This is a genomic window from Pseudomonas sp. TH37, assembly GCF_016650735.1.
Classification (GTDB): Bacteria; Pseudomonadota; Gammaproteobacteria; order Pseudomonadales; family Pseudomonadaceae; genus Aquipseudomonas; species Aquipseudomonas farris.
Genome location: NZ_JAEKFD010000005.1, coordinates 392,145 through 415,574, shown reverse-complemented (window position 1 = coordinate 415,574; position 23,430 = coordinate 392,145). Strand labels below are relative to the sequence as shown.

Annotated in this window: 23 protein-coding genes; 9 read left to right on the top strand and 14 right to left on the bottom strand. The window is 60.2% G+C overall.

Features of this window, described 5'->3' with window-relative positions; translation table 11 throughout:
• Nucleotides 1-195: 195 nt before the first annotated feature.
• Both JFU11_RS16310 and JFU11_RS16305 read right to left on the bottom strand, forming a co-directional pair.
• A complete protein-coding gene (locus tag JFU11_RS16310) occupies nt 196-651 on the bottom strand; it encodes a YaiI/YqxD family protein (protein ID WP_201061311.1) in 456 nt (151 codons plus the stop codon).
• Nucleotides 652-757: 106 nt separating this feature from the next.
• Nucleotides 758-2,656: an FTR1 family protein gene (locus tag JFU11_RS16305; protein WP_201061309.1), complete on the bottom strand. Its 1,899-nt coding sequence runs from the start codon at nt 2,654-2,656 to the stop codon at nt 758-760.
• Nucleotides 2,657-2,808: 152 nt separating this feature from the next.
• On the opposite strand from JFU11_RS16305, the gene JFU11_RS16300 reads away from it, so the two are divergent.
• The 5 genes from JFU11_RS16300 to JFU11_RS16280 all read left to right on the top strand — a co-directional run bounded on the left by JFU11_RS16300 (nt 2,809) and on the right by JFU11_RS16280 (nt 7,568).
• Nucleotides 2,809-4,209: a hypothetical protein gene (locus JFU11_RS16300; RefSeq protein WP_123720271.1), complete on the top strand. Its 1,401-nt coding sequence runs from the start codon at nt 2,809-2,811 to the stop codon at nt 4,207-4,209.
• Between the two features lie 205 nt (nt 4,210-4,414).
• Nucleotides 4,415-5,809 (top strand): hypothetical protein, encoded by a 1,395-nt coding sequence (locus tag JFU11_RS16295; RefSeq protein WP_201061307.1) that lies wholly within the window; start codon nt 4,415-4,417, stop codon nt 5,807-5,809.
• 15 nt (nt 5,810-5,824) lie between these two features.
• Entirely contained in the window at nt 5,825-6,196 is a 372-nt protein-coding gene (locus tag JFU11_RS16290) for a YcfL family protein (RefSeq protein ID WP_007899347.1), read from the top strand.
• 37 nt (nt 6,197-6,233) lie between these two features.
• Nucleotides 6,234-6,821 carry a penicillin-binding protein activator LpoB gene (gene lpoB, locus JFU11_RS16285; RefSeq protein ID WP_008012492.1) on the top strand — a complete coding sequence of 196 codons (588 nt, stop codon included), beginning with the start codon at nt 6,234-6,236 and terminating at the stop codon, nt 6,819-6,821.
• Between the two features lie 3 nt (nt 6,822-6,824).
• The gene (locus JFU11_RS16280; RefSeq protein ID WP_201061305.1) at nt 6,825-7,568 is read left to right on the top strand and encodes a hypothetical protein; all 744 of its coding nucleotides are present in this window, start codon (nt 6,825-6,827) and stop codon (nt 7,566-7,568) included.
• A 200-nt stretch (nt 7,569-7,768) separates the two neighbouring features.
• On the opposite strand, the gene JFU11_RS16275 is transcribed toward JFU11_RS16280, so the two are convergent.
• From JFU11_RS16275 to JFU11_RS16265, 3 genes are all read right to left on the bottom strand, one after another.
• On the bottom strand, nt 7,769-8,401 hold the full coding sequence (locus JFU11_RS16275) for a LysE family transporter (protein ID WP_123720268.1): 633 nt from the start codon (nt 8,399-8,401) through the stop codon (nt 7,769-7,771).
• A gap of 226 nt (nt 8,402-8,627) precedes the next feature.
• Nucleotides 8,628-9,209, bottom strand: a complete 582-nt coding sequence (locus JFU11_RS16270; protein WP_201061303.1) for a mechanosensitive ion channel family protein — start codon at nt 9,207-9,209, stop codon at nt 8,628-8,630.
• Nucleotides 9,209-11,119, bottom strand: a complete 1,911-nt coding sequence (locus tag JFU11_RS16265) for an ATP-binding cassette domain-containing protein (RefSeq protein ID WP_201061301.1) — start codon at nt 11,117-11,119, stop codon at nt 9,209-9,211. The genes JFU11_RS16270 and JFU11_RS16265 overlap by 1 nt, the downstream gene beginning before the upstream one ends.
• Before the next feature lie 50 nt (nt 11,120-11,169).
• On the opposite strand from JFU11_RS16265, the gene JFU11_RS16260 reads away from it, so the two are divergent.
• The gene (locus JFU11_RS16260; protein WP_123720266.1) at nt 11,170-11,634 is read left to right on the top strand and encodes a TIGR02444 family protein; all 465 of its coding nucleotides are present in this window, start codon (nt 11,170-11,172) and stop codon (nt 11,632-11,634) included.
• Here JFU11_RS16260 and JFU11_RS16255 read toward each other — a convergent pair.
• Entirely contained in the window at nt 11,631-12,776 is a 1,146-nt protein-coding gene (locus JFU11_RS16255; protein WP_201061299.1) for an AlgP family protein, read from the bottom strand. The genes JFU11_RS16260 and JFU11_RS16255 overlap by 4 nt on opposite strands.
• A 192-nt stretch (nt 12,777-12,968) precedes the next feature.
• Between JFU11_RS16255 and JFU11_RS16250 the strand changes: the two genes are divergently transcribed.
• Nucleotides 12,969-13,634 carry an FKBP-type peptidyl-prolyl cis-trans isomerase gene (locus JFU11_RS16250; protein ID WP_201061297.1) on the top strand — a complete coding sequence of 222 codons (666 nt, stop codon included), beginning with the start codon at nt 12,969-12,971 and terminating at the stop codon, nt 13,632-13,634.
• 64 nt (nt 13,635-13,698) lie between these two features.
• On the opposite strand, the gene JFU11_RS16245 is transcribed toward JFU11_RS16250, so the two are convergent.
• The 7 genes from JFU11_RS16245 to JFU11_RS16215 all read right to left on the bottom strand — a co-directional run bounded on the left by JFU11_RS16245 (nt 13,699) and on the right by JFU11_RS16215 (nt 20,235).
• Nucleotides 13,699-14,157, bottom strand: a complete 459-nt coding sequence (locus tag JFU11_RS16245) for an Rsd/AlgQ family anti-sigma factor (RefSeq protein WP_007899333.1) — start codon at nt 14,155-14,157, stop codon at nt 13,699-13,701.
• 179 nt (nt 14,158-14,336) lie between these two features.
• A complete protein-coding gene (locus JFU11_RS16240; protein WP_201061295.1) occupies nt 14,337-14,888 on the bottom strand; it encodes a disulfide bond formation protein B in 552 nt (183 codons plus the stop codon).
• A gap of 352 nt (nt 14,889-15,240) precedes the next feature.
• The gene (locus JFU11_RS16235) at nt 15,241-16,479 is read right to left on the bottom strand and encodes a heme biosynthesis protein HemY (RefSeq protein ID WP_201061293.1); all 1,239 of its coding nucleotides are present in this window, start codon (nt 16,477-16,479) and stop codon (nt 15,241-15,243) included.
• Nucleotides 16,476-17,630 carry a uroporphyrinogen-III C-methyltransferase gene (locus JFU11_RS16230; RefSeq protein ID WP_123720261.1) on the bottom strand — a complete coding sequence of 385 codons (1,155 nt, stop codon included), beginning with the start codon at nt 17,628-17,630 and terminating at the stop codon, nt 16,476-16,478. Before JFU11_RS16230 ends, JFU11_RS16235 begins: the two co-directional genes overlap by 4 nt.
• A 16-nt stretch (nt 17,631-17,646) precedes the next feature.
• Nucleotides 17,647-18,414 (bottom strand): uroporphyrinogen-III synthase, encoded by a 768-nt coding sequence (locus tag JFU11_RS16225; protein ID WP_123720260.1) that lies wholly within the window; start codon nt 18,412-18,414, stop codon nt 17,647-17,649.
• Nucleotides 18,411-19,352 carry a hydroxymethylbilane synthase gene (gene hemC, locus JFU11_RS16220; RefSeq protein WP_201061291.1) on the bottom strand — a complete coding sequence of 314 codons (942 nt, stop codon included), beginning with the start codon at nt 19,350-19,352 and terminating at the stop codon, nt 18,411-18,413. Before hemC ends, JFU11_RS16225 begins: the two co-directional genes overlap by 4 nt.
• A 136-nt stretch (nt 19,353-19,488) precedes the next feature.
• Nucleotides 19,489-20,235: a LytTR family DNA-binding domain-containing protein gene (locus JFU11_RS16215; protein WP_007899317.1), complete on the bottom strand. Its 747-nt coding sequence runs from the start codon at nt 20,233-20,235 to the stop codon at nt 19,489-19,491.
• A 461-nt stretch (nt 20,236-20,696) separates the two neighbouring features.
• Between JFU11_RS16215 and argH the strand changes: the two genes are divergently transcribed.
• Nucleotides 20,697-22,091 (top strand): argininosuccinate lyase, encoded by a 1,395-nt coding sequence (argH, locus tag JFU11_RS16210; protein WP_038980789.1) that lies wholly within the window; start codon nt 20,697-20,699, stop codon nt 22,089-22,091.
• Between the two features lie 119 nt (nt 22,092-22,210).
• Here argH and JFU11_RS16205 read toward each other — a convergent pair whose 3' ends face one another.
• Nucleotides 22,211-22,870, bottom strand: coding sequence for a glutathione S-transferase (locus JFU11_RS16205; protein WP_201061289.1), 660 nt, complete (start codon nt 22,868-22,870; stop codon nt 22,211-22,213).
• Between the two features lie 124 nt (nt 22,871-22,994).
• Between JFU11_RS16205 and JFU11_RS16200 the strand changes: the two genes are divergently transcribed.
• The gene (locus JFU11_RS16200; protein WP_052964526.1) at nt 22,995-23,279 is read left to right on the top strand and encodes a hypothetical protein; all 285 of its coding nucleotides are present in this window, start codon (nt 22,995-22,997) and stop codon (nt 23,277-23,279) included.
• Nucleotides 23,280-23,430 lie beyond the last annotated feature (151 nt).

Here is a 23,430-nt window from a genome sequence, read left to right as displayed (position 1 = left end):
GGCAGCATGGGCTCCCACACGTGCTTTAAGCACTCCGGGCATTCAGCTTGCCACTCACCGCTCTCACCCTCAGTCTAATTCCTGCCCAAGACACAAGCGGGCTTGCTCGCGAAGACTGACTGACATTCAACATTGATGTTGGCTGATATACCGCTTTCGCGAGCAAACCCGCTCCCACAGGGTTCAATGCATGGCTTAAGACTTGCGCGATAACCGCGTGAGTATCCGGTCCAGCGCATTGGCGAACGCCTGCTTCTCACGGTCGCCAAACGGTGCTGGCCCGCCGCTCATCTGGCCCTGCTCGCGCAGATCGGTGAACAGGTTACGCACCGCCAGTCGATCGCCCATGTTCTGCGCATCGAACTCCTTGCCCCGTGGATCCAGCGCCGCAACGCCCTTCTTCACTAGCCGGTCCGCCAGCGGCACATCACTGCAAATCACCAGTTCACCTGGCACCGCGTATTCCACCAGGTAATCGTCGGCGGCATCCGGGCCGCTGGGCACCACGATCAGCTTCACCAGGGCGAGTCCCGGTTTGATCTGCGGCTGACCGGCCACCAGCACCACTTCGAACTGGCGCTTGAGGGCGAACTTCACCACCAGATCCTTGGCTGCCCGAGGGCAAGCGTCGGCATCGATCCACACGCGCATAGTGTTTTCCTCTGTTGAAAAGCATCGCGGGCAAGCCCACTCCCACAAGGTTAGCGCTGAACCTGTGGGAGCGGGCTTGCCCGCGATTATGAGCGTAGCGAATGCGTCAGGAAACTTGCGCCCGCCGCTTCTCGGCCATCCGGCTACGGCTGTACAACACGATGATCGCAATGATCGCCACGGCCTGAGCACTCAGCGAATACGCATCAGCGTGGATCCCCAGCCAGTCGAAGTCAAAGAACGGCACCGGCCGCGTGCCGAAGATCCCGGCTTCCTGCAACGCCTTCACGCCATGGCCGGCAAACACCACCGACAATGCGCACAGCAGCCCGGCGTTGATGCCGAAGAACAACGCCAGCGGCAGTTTCGCCGAGCCGCGCAGAATCACCCAGGCCAGGCCGATCAGCAATACCAGCGCCGTCGCCCCGCCCGCCATTACGGCGTTGTGCCCTGCCGGCCCGGCCTGCAACCACAGGGTTTCATAAAACAGGATCACTTCGAACAGCTCGCGATACACCGAAAAGAACGCCAGGATCGCAAACCCGAAACGCCCGCCGCCACTCACCAGGCTGCTCTTGATGTAATCCTGCCAGGCCGCTGCGTGACGACGGTCGTGCATCCACACCCCGAGCCAGAGCACCATGACACTGGCAAACAACGCCGTCGCGCCTTCCAGCAATTCACGCTGGGCACCGCTGACGTCGATCACATACGCCGCTACCGCCCAGGTCGCCAGCCCGGCCAGCAGCGCCAGGCCCCAACCGATGTTGACGCTGCGCACCGCCGATTGCTGACCGGTATTGCGCAGGAACGCGAGGATCGCCGCGAGCACCAGAATCGCTTCCAGACCTTCTCGCAACAGAATCAACAGACCGGAAATGTAGCTCAGCGACCAGCTCAAGCCATCACTGCCCAGTAGGCCAGCGGACTCTTTCAACTTGGCCTTGGCCGCCTCCAGACGCTGCTCGGCCTGGGCCACCGGCAAGCCGTCCTGCAACGACTGACGGTAAGCCATCAGGGACTTCTCGGTGTCTTTGCGCACGTTGGCGTCGACGTTGTCCAGAGAGCTTTCGACCAGCTCGAAGCCTTCCAGGTACGCTGCCACCGACAGGTCGTAGGCCTGGTCGTGATCGCCGGCGCGGTAGGCGGCGATGCTCTTGTCCAAGGTGGCCGCCGTGTAATCCAGCAACTGCCCCGGGCCACGCTTGACCTGCGGCGGTTGCGCTCGTTGCGCGCGGAAGGTCGCGGCCGCTTGCGGACCTTCGGCGGCCTGCACTTCGGCTGGCGTCTGACGTGCGAGGTCGGCGATGTTGTAGGTTTTCTCGGATTTTGCCGCGGCCGGATCGGCGCTGAAGCTAGCGATATAGGTCGCCAGGTCCCAACGTTGACGATCATCCAGTTGATCGGCGAAGGCCGGCATGTCGGTGCCTTCAACACCCATGCCCAGCGTGTTGTAGATCGCATAGAGGCTCAGACGGTCCAGTCGCACGGCATCGCGCAGATTGGCCGGCGGTGGCGTCATGCCGACACCCGCCGGGCCGTCACCGGCACCCGCATCGCCATGGCACACCGAGCATTGCTGGGTATACAGCGGCGCGCCGCGAGTCGGGTCTGGAGTGATGACCGGGGCCTGGCTGACCTCATAGGTCACCGCCAGTTTTGCCCCCAGCTGCCGCGCCTGACGGGCGACTTCTGCGCCATCTTTGCGAGCGGCGATTGCAGCGCCAAGACTACCGACGCCCTGCTCCAGCTCTGCGCGTTCGGGTTTGGCCGGCAAATCGGCGATCAAACCTTGCAGCACCTTGAGGAATTCCTGCTGTTCGCGGTATTCAGACTCATCGATGACTTTGCCCGCCTCGACCGTCGCCGGGTAATCAGCGCCAATATAATCGAGCAAATGCAGGGCCTTTGGCGCACCTTCCGCGGTTTCGGCCAGCGCATTGAAGCTGCAAAACGCGATCACCGGCAGCAGGAGCCACGCCAGAAAACGAGAGGAGGCAATCATGAATAAATCTCAAATGGAAATACGAAGTAACACATTGTTCACTCCCAATGAGTTTCACTCAAGCTTTGTTGGTATTTCCTGCGTAGCTGCGTATAAATTCAGCGGCCAATTGCCACCCTCCGTCGGTTTCGTTCAGGGAAGAATCAACGTCCATGCGTTCACACCTGTTTTTCTCACTGCTGTTAAGCCTTGCCCTGCAACTGACCGGTTGCGCCGCCTACCGCGACTACGACCTGGAACTGGAGCAAACGACCGCCCAGTTGAAAGCGGGAAATCCGCAGGGCGCTCTCCAACTGCTGGAGCTGCACAATCCGTCAGAAGAACGGGATCTGCTCTACTACTTCGAAAAAGGCGCAGTCCTGAGTGCCGGTGGTGCGCTGCCGCAAAGCCAGGTTGCCTGGCGTAGTGCAGAGCAAATGGTGATCCAGCGCCAGGACACCGTCGAGTCTGCCGGCACACAGCTCTTGTCCGCGATGGGCGATCATTGGGGCAGCATCATCAACGACAAACTGCGGCGCTACGATGGCTACGACTACGAAAAAGTCATGCTGACCACGCAAATGGCCCTGAACCAGTTGGCCGTGAATGACTTCGACGGTGCTCGCGCCGACATCAAGAAAACCCACGAACGTGAAGCACTGATTGCCCGTCAGCGGGAAAAGGAATACGAGCGACTTGAAGAAGAAGCCAAGGCTCAGGGCGTTCGCGTGCACTACAAGGATCTCCAGGGCTATCCCGTGATGACCCTCGATGCGCCCGCCGTGATCGCGCTGAAAAACGGCTATCAGAGTGCATTCAGTCACTACCTGGCCGGGTTTACGTATGAAGCGCTGGGTGAGCGTGATCTTGCCGCGCCGGGTTATCGCCAGGCCATCGAGTTGCGACCCGACCTGCCCTTCTTCGAGCAGGCATTGCGCGAACTCGACAAGCCCGCAGCCAAGGCAAATGAAAGTGATGTGCTGATCATCGTGCAAAGCGGCCTGGCGCCGGCGCGCAGTTCGGTTCGTGTCCCCTACCCGGTGCGCCTGGAAGACAATCAGGTGATCGTCGCCAACGTATCGTTTCCGGTGATGGTTCCCGACACGTCGACCCCGGCGTTCACGCAGATGACGATCGACGGTCGCAAACAGCAACTGATCCTTGTTAACAGCATCACCGACATGTCTTTGCGCACGTTGCGCGACGATATGCCGGGCATCATTCAGCGCACCGCGCATCGCGCCTACCTGGCTGCTTCTGTTCAGGCTACAGACAACCGACGCGACCCGAGCAAAGCCTCTTACGTGACGCAGCACGATGGCTTTGAGCACGCAGACACCCGAACCTGGCGTACCTTGCCCAACATCACCCTGGTGGCGCGCCTGCGCCTGAAAAAAGGCGAGCACCTGATCAGTCTGCCCAACGCGCCGGGCGCCGCGCCCCTGAAAGTCCGCATCGAGCAGAACCATCAGGTCATAGGCCTGCGAGCGCTGGGCGAGCGGATTTACAGCAACGGAGTGGCTTTCGAACCTGCCATTGCGCCTGAGAGCAGTGCGGTATCCGGTCTGAAATAAGTAGTGGCACGTTGTGAAATTATGTAATTAAAAAGCCATTACATAGCCAGCATCCCTGTTTATAATGCCGCGCCGTCGTTATTGCGATATGGCATTTAAGCTCCTTTTTTTATGAGGAATTGGCAGGAGGCCAACAACCCTGCCGATGGGTCCCAACAGCCCGACCAGCACGCGGCTGCTTATATTCAGGGAAGACGTACCCCTTATGGCATTCCGTGCCCCCACCTTGATCGCGCTCAGCGCTGTCACGTTGCTTTCCGGCTGCTCGGCCTTTCGTAACTACGATTCGGAACTTGCACAAACCAACCAGCAATTGGCTTCCGGCAACGTCGACGCCGCATTGACCCTGCTGGAAAAGAACAACACCAGCAAAGACAAAGACCTGCTCTATTACTTCGAGAAAGGTGAACTGCTGCGCGCCAAGGGCGACTTGTCCGGCAGCCAGAACGCCTGGACCAGCGCCGATCAGGTGGTGGGCAAGTGGGAAGACGCGGTCAAACTCGATACCGACAAATACCTGGCTCAGTTCGGCAGCTTCCTGGTCAACGACAAGGTTCGTCGCTACGAAGGCTACGACTACGAAAAAGTCATGCTGACCACGCAGATGGCCCTCAACCTGCTGGCGGTGAACGACTTCGACGGCGCGCGCACCGCGATCAAGAAGACTCACGAGCGTGAAGCGGTGATCGCCGACCTGCGCGACAAGGAATACCTCAAGAGCGAAGAGCAAGCCGAGAAAGAAGGCGTCAAAACCCAGTACAAGGATCTTCAGGGTTACCCGGTGGCCAGCCTCGACGCACCGGAAGTGGTCAGCCTGAAAAACAGCTACCAGAGTGCGTTCAGCCATTACCTGGCCGGCTTCGTTTATGAAGCCCTGGGCGAGAAAGATCTGGCGGCGCCGGGTTATCGCAAGGCCGCCGAACTGCGTCCGAACACGCCGCTGCTGGAACAGGCACTGGTGAATCTCGACAAACCCGCCAAGAACGATGACAGCGACATCCTGATCGTTGTGCAAAGCGGTCTGGCGCCGTCCCGTGATTCCATCCGCATTCCGCTGCCATTGCCGATCAGCAACAACGTGGTGATCACGCCGCTGTCGTTCCCGATCATCAAACCGGACACCTCCACTGCCGCCTTCGCCCAGATCGGCGTGGACGGTCAGCAGCTGGACCTGACCCAACTCAACAGCACCACTGCCATGTCCCGTCGCGCGCTGCGTGATGACATGCCAGGCATCATCCTGCGCACCACCGTGCGGGCGATCACTCGTGGTGTGGCACAGAAACAGATCAACGAAACCAACCCACTGGCGGGGCTTGCAGTCGGCATCACTTCAGCCGTACTCGAAGGTGCCGATACCCGTACGTGGCGCACGCTGCCGGACAACACTCAGGTGGTGCGTCTGCGTCTGAAGAAAGGCGAGCATAGCGTCACGCTGCCGAGCGCCGTGGGCGGCTCGGTGGTCAAGGTCACTGTCGATCAACGCTTTCAGGTCATCACCCTGCGCGCCGTGGGCAATCAAGTATTCGCCAGCGGCGTGGCTGCGCACGTGATCCCGAGCGCCAACCCGACCGCCGTGGCCAGCCTCAAACAACCTTAAGAACGGAGTCTTTGCATGCGCTTCAAATTCATCGCTGTCGTCGCCCTCGCCTTATTGGCCGGCTGCGCCACCCCGCCACCGCCGGAGCCAGGCAGCGCTGCCAGCAAGGTCGTGGCCATGGGCAAGCTCAAGAACATCGTAGTCGGCGCCATGCGCGTGGCCCGGGAAAACGGCTTCATGACGGTCAATGCGCAGCTGAGCAACACCAGCTACAACAACAAGACCTTCTACTACCGTTTTGCCTGGCTCGGCCCTGAAGGTTTCCCGGTTGCCGAAGAAGAAACCTGGAAAAGCCAGATGATGTATGGCGAGCAGACCAGTTTCATTCAGGCCATTGCGCCAACCGCCAAAGCCGTGGATTTCCGTCTCGAAATCAAAACGCCTTAAGCCCTACACCATTCGTTCAGTTCTAGAGAGCATTCCCATGTTTGCACGCTTTTCGTTCATCGCCGTCATCGCCCTCCTGGCCAGCGGTTGCGCCAACACTTCTCCGACCCTGGGCAGTAAAAACATCAGCTACGGTGACACCAAGGCCGTGGAAACCGTGACCAACGAGTTCGGCTCCACCGACCTGCAGATGATCGCCGAATCCATGACCCGCTCCCTGGCCCAGTCCGGCATCCTGCAAGGCCGTCCGGTGGTTCAGGTTTACGACGTGAAGAACAAGACCAGCGAGTACATCGATACCCGCGAAATCACCACCAGCATCAAGACCCAGCTGATGAAGACCGGCGTCGCCCGCTTCGCCAGCGACAACACTGCCATGCAAAGCCAGGTTGACCAGCTCAAGCTGCAAAACCAGAGCGGCCTGTACAAGAAGAGCACCGTCGCCAAGACTGGCAACATGATCGCAGCCAAGTATCGCATCGAAGGCTCGATCAGCTCGATCGTCAAGCGCAGCAGCGATTACAAGGACGTCTTCTACAAATTCAGCCTGCAGTTGATCGACGTTGAAAGCGGTCTGGCCGAGTGGATGGACGAAAAAGAGATTCGCAAAACCACGGAGCGTTAATCGATGCGCACATGGATTGGCATGATGGCCCTGGCTTGCGCGTTCAGCGTGCAAGCGGCCCCGAAAGTCGCAGTAGCGGACCTGGCGTATCAGGAACGGGTGGAACAATACGTCCACACTGTTTCGGCCCAGAGCAACCACAGCCAGAGCTATTACGGCGCCAGTGGTTCGTCCAGTTATGACGAGTACGAAGCAACCAGCAGCTACATCGAGCAAGGCGAGCTGCGTAAATTCACCGGCGACATCAAGGGCGAGATTCTGCGCACCGGCATGTTCCAACTGGTGCAAGGCACGCCGTACACAGCATCGTCCAAAGGTGACGTGTATGACGTGATCAAGCGCATCAAGGCCGGTAGCTTCAAGGGTGCCGACTACGTGCTGTTCGGCACCGTGTCAGACATCGACTTCACCCGCGACATGAACGAGCTGGCCAACACCGACAGCTATTCGGCAGTGCTGGGGCTGACGCTGGTGGCGGATTTCAGTCTGATCAACACCAAGACCTATGAGATCACCTCGGCCTTCACCGCGATGGGCGAAGGTCAGGACACCAAACTGGTGAATGGCCGGGATATCAAGATTTCGCTGAACCGCCCACGGGTGGTACGTGATGTGTCCAAGGCGCTGGGTGAGGATGTGGCTGCGCAACTGAGCCAACAGCTCGGTGGCGGTGGCTATGAGCAGCCGGGGCAGGCGCCGCTGCGCAATAACCTGCCAGCAGACACCGCGCCGGTCATTCTGCACTGAGATTCAGGTCGGCCACCTTGTGGCGAGGGGGCTTGCCCCCGTTCGGCTGCGAAGCAGTCGTAAGTCCTGTGTACGCGGTATATCCGGGAAATTGAGGTGACTGGTTTTGGGGCCGCTTCGCGACCCAACGGGGGCAAGCCCCCTCGCCACAGATGAAAAAGGCGACCTGAAAAGGTCGCCTTTTTTCGTGCCTGAAGGTTTTACACCGCGGCTTTGCGCAGGGTCGCCATGAACGCCGCCGCGCCGATGAACAGCCCGGCAAAGGTGCGGTTCATGCGTATCTGCTGCTTGGGTGTGCGCAACAATCGCAGCACTTTGGCCGCCAGCCCGGTGTAACCGGCCATGACGATCAGGTCGACACAGATCATGGTCACGCCGAGGATCAGGTACTGGGCTACCAGCGGCGCGTGGGGGTCGATGAATTGCGGCAGCACCGCGAGCATGAACACCAAGGCCTTGGGGTTGCTGACGTTTACAAGAAAACCACGGAACATCAGCGCCATCGGCTTGCCGATCTGCCGAATGGCCGCGTCGTCGTTCATATCATTGGGCAGCGCGCGCCATTGCTTGACCGCGAGGTAGACCAGGTAGGCCACGCCAAACCATTTGATCGCATAGAAAGCCGTAGCGGAGGCCGCGAGGATCGCACCGACACCGGCAGCAACAATCGCAATCTGCAACGCCAGACCCAGTTGCAGCCCCAGGGCGTTCCAGTAACCGCGCCAGAAACCATAACGCAAACCGCTGGACATCGACGCAATGGCGCCGGCTCCGGGAGAAAGACTGATCACCCAGCAAGCGGCAAAAAACGCCAGCCATGTTTGAAGCACCATCGCACACCTCGACTCAGACTCGTGACAGACGTCTAAGCTAATGCGCCTTTGGGCCAATGACTACCGTTTTTTTGTAGGACAGAGCCACTGCCGACCAGCGTTTACGGCTGTAAAGCCTCATCGCCAGCAGGCTGTGGTGCTCGGTTGATCACAGAAAACAGGTTCGCTGAGGATCAATGTGGGAGCGAGCCTGCTCGCGATTGCGGTGTGTCGGGCTACAGAGCGTCTATTTTTCGAACCCGTTCGAAGAGAACACATCAGTGCCACGCCAGCGTCGAACCGAGCGCTGGAAGAACAGGCTATTGGGCACTTGAACCATGGCGCTGCCGGTGCCGAGTTCTTCGGCTTCGATCAGCGTGGTGTAGAGCAGATTGATCGCCACCACCCGGCCTTTGACGCCGGGCTTGTCGGTGGTATCCACCAACTCGACCACATCGCCGATACGGAATGGGCCGACGGTGAAGATCAGGATCGCGCACAGCAGGTTGGACAGCACGCTCCACATGGCGAAAAACGCCACGGCGGCTACCGCGACGAAACCGGACAACGCCGTCCAGAGCACCGTGGCCGACACGCCAAGGCGTTCCAACACGAAGATCAGCGCGCTGCCCATGATCAGCCAGCGCAAACCGCCGCGCAGCGGCATGAAAAACTGCGGCGGAAACGGGTAGCGCTCACCCAATCGAGTCAGGCATTTAGCGACGACACGCTGGGCGATATAGCCGGCCAGCAGGATTAGCAGGATTTGCACGACCAGCCAGAGCGGCTCACCCCACCCAGCCGGCAAAGGCAGCTTGAAGGCTTCCATCAGGACAGTGCCTCCAGCTCCGCCTGCATGCTTTCCAGCAGTTCCAGCGCTTCCATCCAGGCTTCTTCCAGTTCGGCTTCACGCACCTTCAGCTTGGCTTGTTCAGCCAGCAAATCACGCAAATCGTTCTTGCGCATCGGCTCGTAAATGTCGCTGTCGCCAAGGCTGGTATCGATCTTCGCCAGCTTCTCGTGCAGCTTGCCCAGCTCGGCTTCAAGCTTGTCGGCCTCGCGCTTGTGCGGTGCCAACTGCTGACGCAATGCAGCAGCGGCCTGGCGCTGGGCCTTCTTGTCGGTCTTGTCCGGATTGACCGGGGTATTGCTGACCGGGGCATTGCGTTGACGGTATTCGACCAGCCAACGGGCGTAGTCTTCCAGGTCGCCGTCGAATTCCTCGACCTTGCCGTCTGCCACCAGATAGAAATTGTCAGTGGTGCTTTTGAGCAGATGGCGATCGTGTGAGACCACCAGTACCGCGCCACTGAATTCCTGCAGGGCCATGGTCAGCGCCAGGCGCATTTCCAGATCCAGGTGGTTGGTAGGTTCGTCGAGCAGCAACAAGTTCGGTCGATCCCAAGCGATCAATGCCAAGGCCAGACGCGCCTTCTCACCGCCGGAAAAATTCAGTACCGGCTCATCGATACGCGCGCCGCGGAAGTCGAACCCGCCGAGGAAGTCGCGCAGGGTCTGCTCACGCTCGGTCGGCGCCAGGCGCTGCAAGTGCAGCAACGGGCTGGACTTGGAGTCGAGGGAATCGAGCTGATGCTGGGCGAAGTAGCCAACGACGGTGTTTTCACCGCGCGTCAGGCGACCGGCCAACGGCTCAAGCTCACCGGCGAGGTTTTTGATCAAGGTCGATTTACCCGCGCCGTTCGGGCCGAGCAAGCCGATCCGCGCGCCTGGGGTCAGTTGCAGCTTGACCTTCTCCAGAATGGCTTTGTCGCCGTAACCCAGTCGAGCATCCGACAGATCGATCAACGGGCTGGAAATTTTCGTCGATTCGCGGAAGACGAAATCAAACGGAGAATCGACGTGCGCGGCGGACAGCTCTTCCATCCGCTCCAGCGCCTTGATCCGGCTCTGGGCCTGACGGGCCTTGGTGGCCTGGGCCTTGAAGCGGGCGATATAGCTTTCCATGTGCGCACGTTGCGCCTGTTGCTTCTCGTAGGCCTGTTGTTGCTGGGCCAGACGTTCGGCACGGGCGCGTTCGAAGGCGCTATAACCACCGCGATACAGGGTGATCTTGCGTTGATCGACGTGGGCTACGTGATCGACCACGGCATCGAGGAAGTCCCGGTCGTGGGAAATCAGCATCAAAGTGCCGGGGTAGCTTTTAAGCCACTCTTCGAGCCAGATGATGGCGTCGAGGTCCAAGTGGTTGGTCGGTTCGTCGAGCAGCAACAGGTCCGAAGGGCACATCAAAGCCTGCGCCAGGTTCAGACGCATCCGCCAGCCACCGGAGAAATCTCCTACTTGCCGATCCATCTGCTCATTGGTGAACCCAAGGCCGGCCAGCAGCTTTCGAGCCCGGGCATCGGCGGTGTAGCCGTCGGCGCTGTCGAGTTCCGAGTGCAGGCGGGCCTGAGCAGCACCGTCATGGGCCGCTTCGGCTGCGGCGAGGTCGCGTTGCACCTCGCGCAGGCGCAGGTCACCATCGAGCACGTAGTCGACCGCAATGCGTTCGAGCGTCTCGATTTCCTGGCGCATGTGGGCGATGCGCCAGTCGGCCGGCAAGAAGCAGTCACCCGAGTCCGGGTGCAGTTCGCCACGAATCAAGGCGAACAGGCTCGATTTGCCGGCGCCGTTGGCACCGATGAGGCCGGCTTTGTGGCCGGCGTGCAGGGTCAGCTCGGCGTCTTCTAGCAGACGTTGCGGGCCACGCTGTAAAGTCAGGTTCTGAAGTCGAATCATAATGGCGGCGGAGTCTACCAGCTTCGCTCGCAACTGGCGCGAGTAGCACTATGTCCTCTGACCTGTGGAGCTTTTCCCTTGGCACTTACGCCCGTCCCGGCGTTGAAGATGCCTGCCTGCAATTACAGTCGGCAGGGGTGAACGTGTGCCTGCTGCTCTGTGGATTGTGGCTTGGACAGCGAGGTGTCGCCTGCAACGGGCAACGATTACAGCAACTTCGCTACGTGGCCGCGCCCTGGGACGCGGAGGTCGTGCGACCGCTACGGGCGCTGCGCAGGCAATGGAAAGCCGGCGCGGCCGAGGATGCCGAACTGAATACGTTGCGCGAACAAGTCAAAACCCTGGAACTGCAAGCCGAGCGACAGTTGTTGTTGCGACTGGAGCGGTCGGCAAAGAGCTGGCCGCAGGATGAGGCGACCGATCTCTCGGCCTGGCTGGAAGGTGTGGCGGCGAGCGCCGCCAACCTGGACCGCGACGCGCTGCATCAGCTGCGCGTCGCGGTAACCGGCACTTAGGAAGCGCTGGTTGGGGTAGTGCTGGTGCTCGAGGACGCGGCTGGCGTTGGCGCAGACGTGGTGGTCGAGGTGGTTGCTGCAGGCGCGGGCGAAGCCGAAGAAGCCGGGGCCGGAGTTGCTGGCTTGATCGCTGGCGCAGCAGCCGGTTTGGCAACGGCGACTGGCTTTTTCACGGCCGGTTTTGCTGCTGGTTTTGCAGCCGGTTTTGCAGCGGCTGGTTTTGCAGCAGTGGCTGGCTTGGCAGCGGCAGCAGGTTTCGCAGCAGCAGTTCTGGCAGCCGGTTTAGCGGCGGGTTTGGCCGCAGCTTTTGCAGCGGGTTTAGCAGCTGGTTTGGCAGCTGGCTTGGCAGCTGGCTTGGCTGCGGCGGTTTTAGCCGCGACAGGTTTGGCGGCTGGCTTGGCAGCCGGTTTAGCGGCGGCAGTTCTAGCGGCTGGCTTGGCAGCAGATTTAGCCGCTGGTTTTGCCGCTGCGGTTTTTGCCACGGCGGGTTTGGCAGCCGTGGTTCTTGCAGCTGGTTTAGCGGCAGCTGTTTTGGCAGCAGCTGGCTTGGCGGCAGGTTTGGCAGCCGTCGTTTTAGCCGCTGGTTTTGCAGCACTGGCAGCGACTGGTTTTTTCACCGCCGGTTTTGCGGCTGGCTTGGCTGCGGCTTTCACCGGGGCTTTGGCAGCAGGCTTGGCCGGTGCTTTTGCAGCAGCTGGTTTGGCGGCGGCTTTCTTCGCAGGTGCCGCAGCTGGCTTGGCCGAACGCAGGGACAACGCCTTGCCGACAGCCTCTTGGACACGACCGACACCCTGGGCCAGTTTCAGGCTTTCTTGAGCGTCGCGTTTGAGTTGCAGGATGTAGCTGCGCGTTTCGGACTGGCGATCCTTGAGGGCATCGAGCAAGTCCTCAAGTTCTTTCACCGCCTCTTTAGCCTTGGCTTGCGCCTTGGCTTTGCCGGCCGCCGCAGCGTCCTGCAATTTGGTCCGGGATTTGTGCAGTTTTTCCTGCGCTTTTCCGCGCTGCTTTTCCAACTTGGCGAGCAGTTTTTCAGCATCAGCCATAGCTTGGGAACAAGCGTTTTCCAAATGCTCGAGCAAGCTGCCCGAGAGTTGTTGGAGTAAGTGCAACGGAGTATTTACAGGCTTCTTGGTGGCCGACATGGTTTACCTCCTGGCTGACGTGAATGCGGCTCATACTAGACCTCTGCTGCAACCGCCGCTAGGGCATGTTGACAGTATCGAAAGCACTCCGTTGCAACGAATCAAAAAAGTTCTGCGCTTAGGTAAAACCAGTTCACCTTCGAGCGCATTCGCACTGGCATAATCCTGCGCATCTCAGGTCGGAGAGTGCCCATGTCGCGCTACCTTTTTTTATCGCTGTGCGTGTTTTTTTCCGTGGCCCAGGCCGCCGAAAAAAACGCCGCAAATGACGCTCACGATCTCGCTTACAGCTTGGGTGCAAGCCTTGGCGAACGCTTGCGCCAGGAAGTTCCGGACCTGCAACTCCAGGCCCTGCTCGAAGGTTTGCAACAAGCCTATCAGGGCAAGCCGCTGGCACTGAAAGATGAACGGATCGAACAGATTCTGGCTGAGCATGAAGCCCGGGTTGCCATGCAATCGCCTGTGCCGCAAAGCGAATTGGCTTTGGAAAACGAGAGACGTTTTCTCGCCGAGGAAAAAGCCAAACCCGGCGTTCGCGAACTGGCCGATGGAATATTGCTGACAGAGTTGGCGCCGGGCACCGGTGCCAAGGCCGGTCCGAATGGGAAGGTCCAGGTGCTGTATATCGGACGCCTGCCTGACGGCTCGGTGTTCGACCAGAACAGCCAGCCGCAGTGGTTCAGTCTTGATAGCGTAATCAGCGGATGGCGCAGTGCGCTGCAAAACATGCCGGTCGGTGCGAAATGGCGCCTGGTGATTCCATCGGCCCAAGCCTACGGTGCCGACGGTGCCGGCGACCTGATCGCGCCGTTCACACCACTGGTATTCGAAGTCGAATTGCGTGGTGCTACAAGCTGAAAGCCGGAAACGAAAAACGGCGCGCATTGGCGCACCGTTTTTTGAGGGTGTTGCTGGATAAGGTTCAGGCCTGAACCGAATCCTCTTCCTTGTGAGCGGTGTGCAGCACTTCGATCAGGCAGTCTTCCAGTTCGAAGCGTTCGTGCAACAAGCCACCCAGCTCCTTGAATTTCTCCGCGACACACTTACCGGCATCACACAGGTCGTTGAATGCCAGCAGCTTCTCGGTAATGACGTCGATGCGCGGGTAGATCGTCTCGGCCAACTCCAGACCGCGAGTATCACCGAACGCCTTGGCTTCGCCGGTCAGCTGTTCGTAGATCTCGAAATGCCCGGCAGACACGTAGTCGACCAGCACACCGCAGAATTCCTGCAACGGTTTTCGGTTCTCGCCCAAAGCTTCGGGCTTGGCGCCGAGAGCATCATAGGCCCGAACCAGTTCGTGACGCTCCTGCAACCAGCGATCGATCAGCAGATGCACTCCACCCCAGCGTTCCTGAGCATTCTGACAACTTTCGAGCATGGTGATTCTCTCTTCCCTTGTGGGTCATGCTGCTCTACACCTGTCGCACACTTGAAGATCAAGAATCGACCAGGCAGAGCGTCATTCGAGCAACATAAATCCAATGACACGTGCGGGCCAGATTATGCCCGCGCGCCTATGGCTTCAAGGTACGCAGGAGATAAAGTTCATACAAGTGTTTAATCGCCCGCCAGTACCCGGTGCGACGACTCGCCGCTGAGCGGTCGCTGACACGCGATCCAGACAAGGCGCAGCAACTGATGCCCGCCCAGAATCATCATCGCAACGAAGAACAGCAGACTCCACTCCGGAATGCTCAGGTCGAACAGCGTCCAGGAAATTTCCGCGCAATCGGCGGTTCCTTTGAACATTCGCTGCACGACACACAGCCAGGGCCTACTGGCGAACAGATCGGCCAGATCAGTCGAGCATGCCGATAGCTGATGCACCGGATCGCTCTGCAACACCACCTGCCGCCATGCAGTGATGGTCCCCGCCAGACTGCAGAGCAGACCCAACAGCCAATACAGGAACGACCCGAAGCGGCCAGGCCCCTGCACTGAAGCCACCAGGCAGACACCCGTGAGCAGTGCCAGGCAAACCCGTTGCAACAGGCACAACCCGCAAGGCTTGAGGCCGACCGCATATTCCAGGTAATAGGAAACGCCCAAGGCCAGGGCACCTGCAATGAAAACCATGAAAAACAAGGAGCGTGAGCAGGCCAAAGACATGGCTTTTCCGTAACAGTAGAGACAGGCGGTTACGGTAGAGGAAAGCGCGGCAGCCTTTCAAGGCAGACCACCACGGACACTTCACCAGAAGTGTAGGGAATTCCCGACAGGGTCGAGAGGATTTGATGTAGTCCTCTGTAGGACTTTGCCGGCGAAGGATTACAACGCTGAAACAGTGGCGGATTCGAATCGATTCCTGCCCCTTGTAGCAGCTGGCGCAGCCTGCGTTCGGCTGCGCAGCAGTCGTCCAGATTTATGCGATCCACCTGATCAAACCGTGGCGCCTGATTTACGACTGCTGCGCAGCCGAACGCCGCCTTCGGCAGCTGCTACATAGGTCTGGCTCAGGAAATCAGGCGTGAGCCGGCACCGGCAGCGGTGCCGCCAGCAAGCGCTCATCCAGCAGACCCAAGCCCTCCTGGAACAGCTGATTACTGCGTTCGGTGTCACCCAGTTGCGCCAGCAACCGCGCCAGCTCGGCGCAGGCTTCAGGGTTGCGCTGTACACGCAGGCTGCTCTCCAGATAATCCCTGGCCTTGCCCCACAGACTGCTTTGCAGACACAAACGGCCCAACGTCAGCAACAGGCTCGGGTCGGCGGGATGATCCTTGAGCCAACCCTCGGCGGTGTGCAGTTGCCTGGCCGGATCGCTGCCGCGAACCAGCCCGTAAAGGCGTGCCAGATGGCTGTCGTATTTGTGCTTGAGGGCTGCACGCAGGACCTCCTCGGCCTCCACCTGTGCGCCCAGTTGCCGCAATTGATCGGCATAGGCCAGCACCAGTTGCGGTTCCTGGCGCTGAGCAGCGGTGAGTTGCTGCCAGGCGCGATTGAGCGATTGCAAACCGACCGTTCCGTCCTCTTCCCGGTGCGCCGCCAACGAAAGATTTTCACCCCAGGCCCGGCGCTCCAGCTCAGCCAGTTCGGCCGGTGGCAACACCTTGTCCTTGCGTAACTCCGGCAACAAGCGAATCACTGCCGACCAGTCGCCCCGCTGCTGAAGCAGGCGCTGCAACTGGCGCAAGGTCTGGACGTTATGAGGATGACGCTCGTGCATGGCTTGCAGGGTCACCAGCGCGCCTTCAGTGTCGCCGCGATCAGTCTGCAATTGGGCATGGTTCAAGGCAATCGCCAGTTCGGCCTGGGGCTGCCGCTCGAGGGCGCGCTCCAGCAGGTTGTCGCTTTCCTCGTAGTGACCTTGTTCGTTCGCGGCGCGGGCGGCACCGAGGTAGTAGAGCAACGGCTGGCGCTCGGCTTCCGCTGCGCGATACAGATGACGCTGCGCACTGGCCCAACGGCCCTCGGCCAAATCCAGCTGACCGTGCTCGATCGCTACTTGCACCCGTCGACTGCGATTGCGCCGTGACCATGGATTGACCACTCCACCGGAAGTCGTCACCAGCTCGATCAACGCCTTGATGCCCCAGAACACCAGCCACAGCACCACCATCAGGGCCAGGGTTGCCCACAAGCTAGATTCGTAACGGAAGCTCTTGTAGGCGATCAGCACGTAGCCGGAATGCTCGGCAATCGCCAATCCCAGCGCAGCGGCAGCGGCGATAACCACGAACACGATCACATAGAGGCGCTTCATGGCGTGGCCTCCTGCATAGTGCTCGCGGCAGGTTTGGCCAGAGGTTTCACCGACTCCTCGGCGTTGACGTTGCGCCGCTCAAGGTAGGCCTGCACCGAACTCAACGTGCCCGTCAGATCTGGCGTGACCACCGTGACCGGCTGCTTGCTCAACTCGACCACCTGCTCGAGCATGATTTTGCTCTGAGGGTTGTCCGGGTTGAAGTTGCCCTTGAGCACGTCCCGCGCCTCGGCCAGCGCCTGGGTGTAAACCGCGGCCTGGCCATTGAGCGCGGCCCACTGCGCCTGCTCCAGCGCCAGGCTCAGGGCCAGACGCACCTGGCTCAGGCTCTGCCCTGCCAGCAACGGCCGGACATTCTTGTCGGCGTTGAAATCGATGCGGATATAACGCGAGATCTGATCCCACCATTGCGCCCAGCGACTGGCGCCGTCGCCATCGGCGGTCAGGCCCAGCAGGGATTCGCCACGGTCCTTGTACTCAGGCGCCAGCTCGGTGAGGCTGATCACCTGGTCGCGCAAGGCACCCAGTCGCAGGAACAATCCGGTGCGATCCGGCTGTTCGGTACTGCGCAGGGCTACCAGGGTTTTGGCCACTTGCTCGCGAGCGGCAAAAGCCCCCGGGTCGTTCTGTTCACGGAGAATTTCATCGGCGCCTTGCACCAGGGCCTGGGCGCTGCTGATGTCCTGCAACGCCGACAGACGCAGGCTGGCCAGACGCAGCAAGTGCTCGGCTTCAGCCAGACGCCAGTCCTTGCGGCTCGCGCCGAGGACGGTTTCCAGGCGTTGATTCAAGCGTTGCTGATCGCCTTGAAGTTGGGTGACCAAGCGACTGCGCGCGTCGAGTTCCTCGGCGGCCGGCATTTGCTCAAGGCGAGCCGTCAGGCGTTGCTCGTTGAGTTTCAAGCTCTGGGCCTGATCGTTCAGCGCCTGAACCTGACTCAACTGTTGCTGGTTATTGGCTTGCAGGTGACGCACCTGCCAGACTCCCCAACCGCCCACGGCAACACCGGCAGCGCCCAACAGCAGCGCGACGATTGCCAACCCATTGCCTCGGCGCTGCTCAACAGCAGGTGGCGCAGTTTCAACCGGTGCATCAGCCGGTGCATCAAGCACGGGCCGGACGTCATCTTTAGGCAAGGCTGTTTCGCTCACGTATCCATCCTTTGCATTAGAAAACGGGCACGGGGTGTTCCCGTAACGCCGCCAGCAATGCCGCGGCACTGGCGCCACGACAATCCACAACTGTTTGGGCCCCGGCGGCGCGTGCCAGCTCGGCGACCCTGGGGCTTGGAACAAACAACGGCAGCCGCACCATGCTCGGCCAGGCATCGCCAGCCAATCGGTGCAGGTGCTCAAAACCCTGTCCACTGCTGACCACCAGCCCGTTCAAGCGTTCCGCCTTGATCCGGTCAGACAGCGTTGCCGACGGGTACTGCGGCAAACCGCGTCGGTACAACTCCAGATACTCGACACTAGCACCAAGCTCGCGTAAACGCTCAGCCAGCAGCTCGCGCCCACCCTCCCCGCGCATGATCAACACTCGCGGATCGGGGCCGGCGACAGACTCGCGCAACGGCGCAAGCTCAAGCAAGGCTTCGCTGTCGTCGCCGTCGACCGGGAAGCTCACATCCAACCCGTTATCCTCGAGAATCTGCGCCGTCGCCGCGCCCACGCTGAACCACTTCAGGCACGGTGGCTGCGACCAGTACTGGTTGAGCAGATCGACAGCGATTCTGGCGGCCGGTTTGCTGACCACGATCACCGCGCAATAGCTATCCAGGTTCTGAATCACTTCACGCATTGTGTCAGAGGCGGGAATCGGCTCGATATCCAAAAGCGGCAAGCTGCTGCTGAAAACCCCCGCGTCAGCCAGCACACGGGCAAGCGCCGCCGATTCATCCGCAGGACGCGTCAGCAACAGGCGCCAGCCAGTCACTCGTGACCTGCCTCGCCATAGACTGCTTTCAGAATGTCGGCGGCGCCCTGGCTCAGCAGGTCTTCGGCCACTTGCACACCCAATGCCTCGGCATCAGCCCTTGGCGCACGGGCCTCGGCGCTGAGCAACAGGCCGCCGCTCGGATCACCCACCAACCCACGCAACCAGATCTGCTCGCCTTCAAGCACGGCGTAGCAAGCGATCGGCACCTGGCAGCCGCCATTCAAATGTTTGTTGAGAGCACGTTCGGCAGTAACACGAATAGCCGTGTCCTGATGATGCAGCGGCGCCAGCAGCGCGTGGATTTCAGTGTCGGCGCTACGGCATTCGATACCGACCGCGCCCTGGCCACCGGCCGGCAGACTGTCTTCGACACTGATGGCCGAAGTGATGCGGTCTTCGAAGCCCAGGCGAATCAAACCCGCTGCGGCGAGGATGACGGCGTCGTATTCGCCGGCATCGAGCTTGGCCAGGCGAGTGTTGACGTTGCCGCGCAGGAAGCGGATTTCCAGGTCCGGGCGGCGGGTCAGCAACTGCGCCTGACGACGCAGGCTGGAAGTACCGACAACGCTGCCTGGCGGCAACTCATCCAGGCTGGCATAGGTATTGGAGACAAATGCATCACGCGGGTCTTCGCGCTCGCAGATGCAGAACAGGCCGAGACCTTCGGGGAAGTCCATCGGCACGTCTTTCATGGAATGCACGGCGATGTCGGCTGCGTTTTCCAGCAGCGCGGTTTCCAGTTCCTTGACGAACAGGCCCTTGCCGCCGATTTTCGACAGCGGCGAATCGAGCAGCTTGTCGCCTCGACTGACCATGGGAACCAGCGTCACGAGCAGGCCCGGATGGGCCTGTTCCAGACGAGCCTTGACGTATTCGGCCTGCCACAGGGCGAGAGCACTTTTGCGGGTGGCGATGCGGATTTCGCGAGAGGACATGGATCAATCCGTACTGAATAGATACGGCAGATAATAACAGCTCAGCCAAATCCACTTTGACTTGTATCAGAAACTGCGTGGCCTCCCTGGCCCTCAATGTCCGGTAACAGGATAGAAATCCGCCCTGAATGACGGATTAAAGCTGTTGCATCATTTTGCGCACGCCGGCCACATGGCGTCGACTGACGATCAGGGCATCGCCGTTCAGGCCTTTGAGAAACAGCTGGAAATGCCCCAGGGGCGTGCGTTGCAGCCGTTCGATGCGTTCGCGAGCCACCAGTGCGTTGCGGTGGATCCGCACGAAACGGTCGCCAAATTCGTCTTCGAGGGCCTTGAGTGGTTCGTCGAGCAGCACTTCACCGCCTTCATGACGCAAGGTGACGTACTTGTGGTCGGCAATGAAGTAGACCACCTGACCCAACGGAATCAGCTCGATGCCTTTACGGGTGCGGGCGCTGATGTGGCTGCGCGGGCCGCTACCGGTTTCGGCCGCCGGGCGAGTCAAGGCCGCGAGTTGGACGCGATTGGGTCGCTCGGCTTTCTTTAATGCTTCGTGTAACTGTTCTGTGCGCACTGGCTTCACCAGATAACCCACGGCGCTAGCCTGTAGGGCTTCCACGGCAAATTCATCGGGCCCGGTGCAAAACACCACGGCGGGCGGGGTTTCGCGTTCGCACAATCGTGCAGCCACTTGCAGGCCATCGAGGCCCGGCATGCGAATATCGAGTAGCACGATATCCGGTTTGTGACTGTCGATCAGTGCCAACGCCTCTTCGCCGTTCGTGGCGCTGGGCTCCAGGACATTGTATCCCTCGAGTTCGCCGACCATTCGGCTCAGGCGCTCGCGGGCCAGGGGTTCGTCATCAACGATCAGGACATTCATATTGCGCTGGATTCCTGCGTGAGTCTCGCACAAGGATAGCGTAGACAGGTGAAGTGACGTCCGTCACCGCGATCCACGCTAAGACTAGCGCGAGGGCCAAAAAGTGCCGCGAGACCGGCGGCTAAATTTTTATCTGCCGCGTGACTGGCGGCCCAGGCCCGCACTGGCGAGGCATCGCCGTAGGGTTTGCTGATACACAATATGAACACCCCTCTTCTCTCTATAGTCAGCTGCAGCATCGAGAAGTGCGCTGATCCTCTGTCCAACTGTAGACGGTTGCCGGGACGATATTGCTCAATTGAAAAATATCGTTGCGCAATTTCCGTATCGTTTGCTTCGAGCAGGGGTCGCACGATGAGAAAAAAACCTGTCGACCAGTGTCAGCGACAGGATTGGCAACCCTGTTATTATCCGCGTCAGCGTTTCACGCCATCTTTCTTCAAGCCGATACGAGCGAATTCATGAGCACTGACAAGACCAATCAGTCCTGGGGCGGCCGCTTCAGTGAACCCGTCGACGCCTTCGTCGCCCGCTTCACCGCCTCCGTCACCTTCGACCAGCGCCTGTATCGCCACGACATCATGGGCTCGATCGCCCACGCCAGCATGCTGGCCAAGGTCGGCGTGCTGACCGATGCCGAGCGCGACAGCATCATCGATGGCCTGAACACCATCCAGGGTGAAATCGAGGCCGGCCAGTTCGACTGGCGCATCGACCTTGAAGATGTGCACATGAACATCGAGGCGCGTCTGACCGACCGCATCGGCGTGACCGGTAAAAAGCTGCACACCGGCCGCAGCCGTAACGACCAGGTCGCCACCGACATCCGCCTGTGGCTGCGTGACGAGATCGACCTGATCCTCAGCGAAATCACCCGCTTGCAACAAGGCTTGCTGGAGCAGGCCGAGCGCGAAGCCGCCAGCATCATGCCGGGCTTCACTCACTTGCAAACCGCGCAGCCGGTGACCTTCGGGCACCACATGCTGGCCTGGTTCGAAATGCTCAGCCGCGACTACGAGCGTCTGGTCGACTGCCGCAAGCGCACCAACCGCATGCCGCTGGGCAGCGCCGCACTGGCGGGCACCACTTACCCGATCGACCGCGAATACACCGCTCAACTGCTGGGCTTCGACGCTGTCGGCGGTAACTCCCTGGACAACGTGTCCGATCGCGACTTCGCCATCGAGTTCTGCTCGGCCGCGAGCATCGCGATGATGCACTTGTCGCGGTTCTCCGAAGAGTTGGTGCTGTGGACCAGCGCGCAGTTCCAATTCATCGATCTGCCGGACCGTTTCTGCACCGGCAGCTCGATCATGCCGCAAAAGAAAAACCCGGACGTGCCGGAGCTGGTTCGCGGCAAGACTGGCCGGGTATTCGGCGCGCTGATGGGCCTGTTGACCTTGATGAAAGGCCAGCCACTGGCCTACAACAAGGACAACCAGGAAGACAAGGAACCGCTGTTCGACGCCGCCGACACCCTGCGCGATTCGCTGCGGGCCTTTGCCGACATGATCCCGGCGATCAAGCCCAAGCACGCGATGATGCGCGAAGCGGCTCTGCGCGGTTTCTCCACCGCCACCGACCTGGCCGACTATCTGGTGCGCCGTGGCCTGCCGTTCCGTGATTGCCACGAGATCGTTGGCCATGCCGTGAAGTACGGCGTGGAAAGCGGCAAGGACCTGGCGGAAATGAGTCTGGAAGAACTGCGCAAGTTCAGCGATCAGATCGAGCAGGACGTATTTGCCGTGCTGACCCTGGAAGGCTCGGTGAATGCTCGTGACCACATCGGCGGCACTGCGCCGGCGCAGGTCAAGAAGGCTGTTGCTCGCGGTCAGGCGTTGCTCGCCAGCCGCTAAAAGCATCGCGGGCAAGCCCGCTCCCACAAGAATCTCCGACTGGCCAAAATCTATGGCAGACAGAGAAACCTGTGGGAGCGGGTTTGCCCGCGATGACTGACGTCAGAGCACTACAAAACTTACTTCTTCGACGCGATCATCTGCAGAAACGCAGGCATCGCCGCGTCCTTGTCCTTTGCGATCCGCTGCACATGCGGGTTCTGTTCCAGACGCTCCTGCAGCGCCTTGGCCGCCGGCATTTCAGCCAACAGATCGATATCAAACAGCTTCTGCGCCACGGCACGCGCCATCGGCACGCTGTACAAGAAATACAAATCCGCAATGCTGAGACTGTCGCCCGCTACGTAAGGGGCAAACTTGCCGTGCCTGCCCAGTGAGGCGAACCCCAGCAGCAGCTCGGCCTTGGTCTTGTCCTTGATCGCCTCCGGCACAGACATGCCGAAAAACGCTTCGGGGTAGCAGGCGCGCGCCGGCAGTTCGATGTACAACTCGATTTCCTTGGCCAAAGCCAGCGCCTGCGCTCGCTCGAAGGGCTCGCTCGGCAGCAGCGGCGTGCCTTTCTGGCTCTGCTCGAGGTACTCGAGAATCACGCTGGTTTCGTTGATGAAACCTTGTTCGACGCCCAGCACCGGAACCTTCCCACGTGGGCTGATGGCTAGCGTCTCGGGGGTAGTGCCTGGGTAAAACGGCACTTCTTCAAATGGCAGTCCCTTCTCCAGCAACGCCAGCTTGACCATGTTGTAGTAGTTGCTGACGCAAAATCCATAAAGCTTGAGCATTACATAGCCTCCAGGCCGTGCAGGGGGTTGGCAGCGCCAGTTATAGAACGCCCGGGTACTTCTTGCCAGCAGCATCACAGCGCTGAATGCAGGTAAACTGGCGCCTTTCCTTGAGGAGCCTGCCATGAGCGAGCCTAACGATATCGACAACGACGAAGAAGAGTTCACCGAAACGACGCTGATCGAAGCGATCGAGAACCAGATCGAAAGCGATAACCCGCCAGCGGCCAAGGCGACCTTCAACAAGCTGACCCTGGTCGGCTACGAGCGTGAAGAAATCCTCAGCCTGATGGCTCACGTGCTGGCGGTGGAAATCGACGCGATCCTCGAAGAAGACCGCGCGTTCAACACCGAATGGTACGAAGCTGCGCTGCGCGCTCTGCCAGAGTTGCCGCCGGAAAAGAAATAACTCCCCAGATCCGTAGGAGCGAGGCTTGCCCGCGAAGAACGATGACGCGGTTTTTCAGGAAGACCGCGATATCGTTCTTCGCGGGCAGCCTCGCTCCTACAGAAACCACGCCCCCGCCAGGGAATGCTCCCCCCGAGGCGAAAAAACCCTG

Excerpts from the sequence above, each read along its gene's own strand:
- JFU11_RS16310 (WP_201061311.1), bottom strand. The coding sequence starts at position 651 with ATGCGCGTGTGGATCGATGCCGACGCTTGCCCTCGGGCAGCCAAGGAT.
- JFU11_RS16305 (WP_201061309.1), bottom strand. The coding sequence starts at position 2,656 with ATGATTGCCTCCTCTCGTTTTCTGGCGTGGCTCCTGCTGCCGGTGATC.
- JFU11_RS16300 (WP_123720271.1), top strand. The coding sequence starts at position 2,809 with ATGCGTTCACACCTGTTTTTCTCACTGCTGTTAAGCCTTGCCCTGCAA.
- JFU11_RS16295 (WP_201061307.1), top strand. The coding sequence starts at position 4,415 with ATGGCATTCCGTGCCCCCACCTTGATCGCGCTCAGCGCTGTCACGTTG.
- JFU11_RS16290 (WP_007899347.1), top strand. The coding sequence starts at position 5,825 with ATGCGCTTCAAATTCATCGCTGTCGTCGCCCTCGCCTTATTGGCCGGC.
- lpoB (WP_008012492.1), top strand. The coding sequence starts at position 6,234 with ATGTTTGCACGCTTTTCGTTCATCGCCGTCATCGCCCTCCTGGCCAGC.
- JFU11_RS16280 (WP_201061305.1), top strand. The coding sequence starts at position 6,825 with ATGCGCACATGGATTGGCATGATGGCCCTGGCTTGCGCGTTCAGCGTG.
- JFU11_RS16275 (WP_123720268.1), bottom strand. The coding sequence starts at position 8,401 with ATGGTGCTTCAAACATGGCTGGCGTTTTTTGCCGCTTGCTGGGTGATC.
- JFU11_RS16270 (WP_201061303.1), bottom strand. The coding sequence starts at position 9,209 with ATGGAAGCCTTCAAGCTGCCTTTGCCGGCTGGGTGGGGTGAGCCGCTC.
- JFU11_RS16265 (WP_201061301.1), bottom strand. The coding sequence starts at position 11,119 with ATGATTCGACTTCAGAACCTGACTTTACAGCGTGGCCCGCAACGTCTG.
- JFU11_RS16260 (WP_123720266.1), top strand. The coding sequence starts at position 11,170 with ATGTCCTCTGACCTGTGGAGCTTTTCCCTTGGCACTTACGCCCGTCCC.
- JFU11_RS16255 (WP_201061299.1), bottom strand. The coding sequence starts at position 12,776 with ATGTCGGCCACCAAGAAGCCTGTAAATACTCCGTTGCACTTACTCCAA.
- JFU11_RS16250 (WP_201061297.1), top strand. The coding sequence starts at position 12,969 with ATGTCGCGCTACCTTTTTTTATCGCTGTGCGTGTTTTTTTCCGTGGCC.
- JFU11_RS16245 (WP_007899333.1), bottom strand. The coding sequence starts at position 14,157 with ATGCTCGAAAGTTGTCAGAATGCTCAGGAACGCTGGGGTGGAGTGCAT.
- JFU11_RS16240 (WP_201061295.1), bottom strand. The coding sequence starts at position 14,888 with ATGTCTTTGGCCTGCTCACGCTCCTTGTTTTTCATGGTTTTCATTGCA.
- JFU11_RS16235 (WP_201061293.1), bottom strand. The coding sequence starts at position 16,479 with ATGAAGCGCCTCTATGTGATCGTGTTCGTGGTTATCGCCGCTGCCGCT.
- hemC (WP_201061291.1), bottom strand. The coding sequence starts at position 19,352 with ATGTCCTCTCGCGAAATCCGCATCGCCACCCGCAAAAGTGCTCTCGCC.
- JFU11_RS16215 (WP_007899317.1), bottom strand. The coding sequence starts at position 20,235 with ATGAATGTCCTGATCGTTGATGACGAACCCCTGGCCCGCGAGCGCCTG.
- argH (WP_038980789.1), top strand. The coding sequence starts at position 20,697 with ATGAGCACTGACAAGACCAATCAGTCCTGGGGCGGCCGCTTCAGTGAA.
- JFU11_RS16205 (WP_201061289.1), bottom strand. The coding sequence starts at position 22,870 with ATGCTCAAGCTTTATGGATTTTGCGTCAGCAACTACTACAACATGGTC.
- JFU11_RS16200 (WP_052964526.1), top strand. The coding sequence starts at position 22,995 with ATGAGCGAGCCTAACGATATCGACAACGACGAAGAAGAGTTCACCGAA.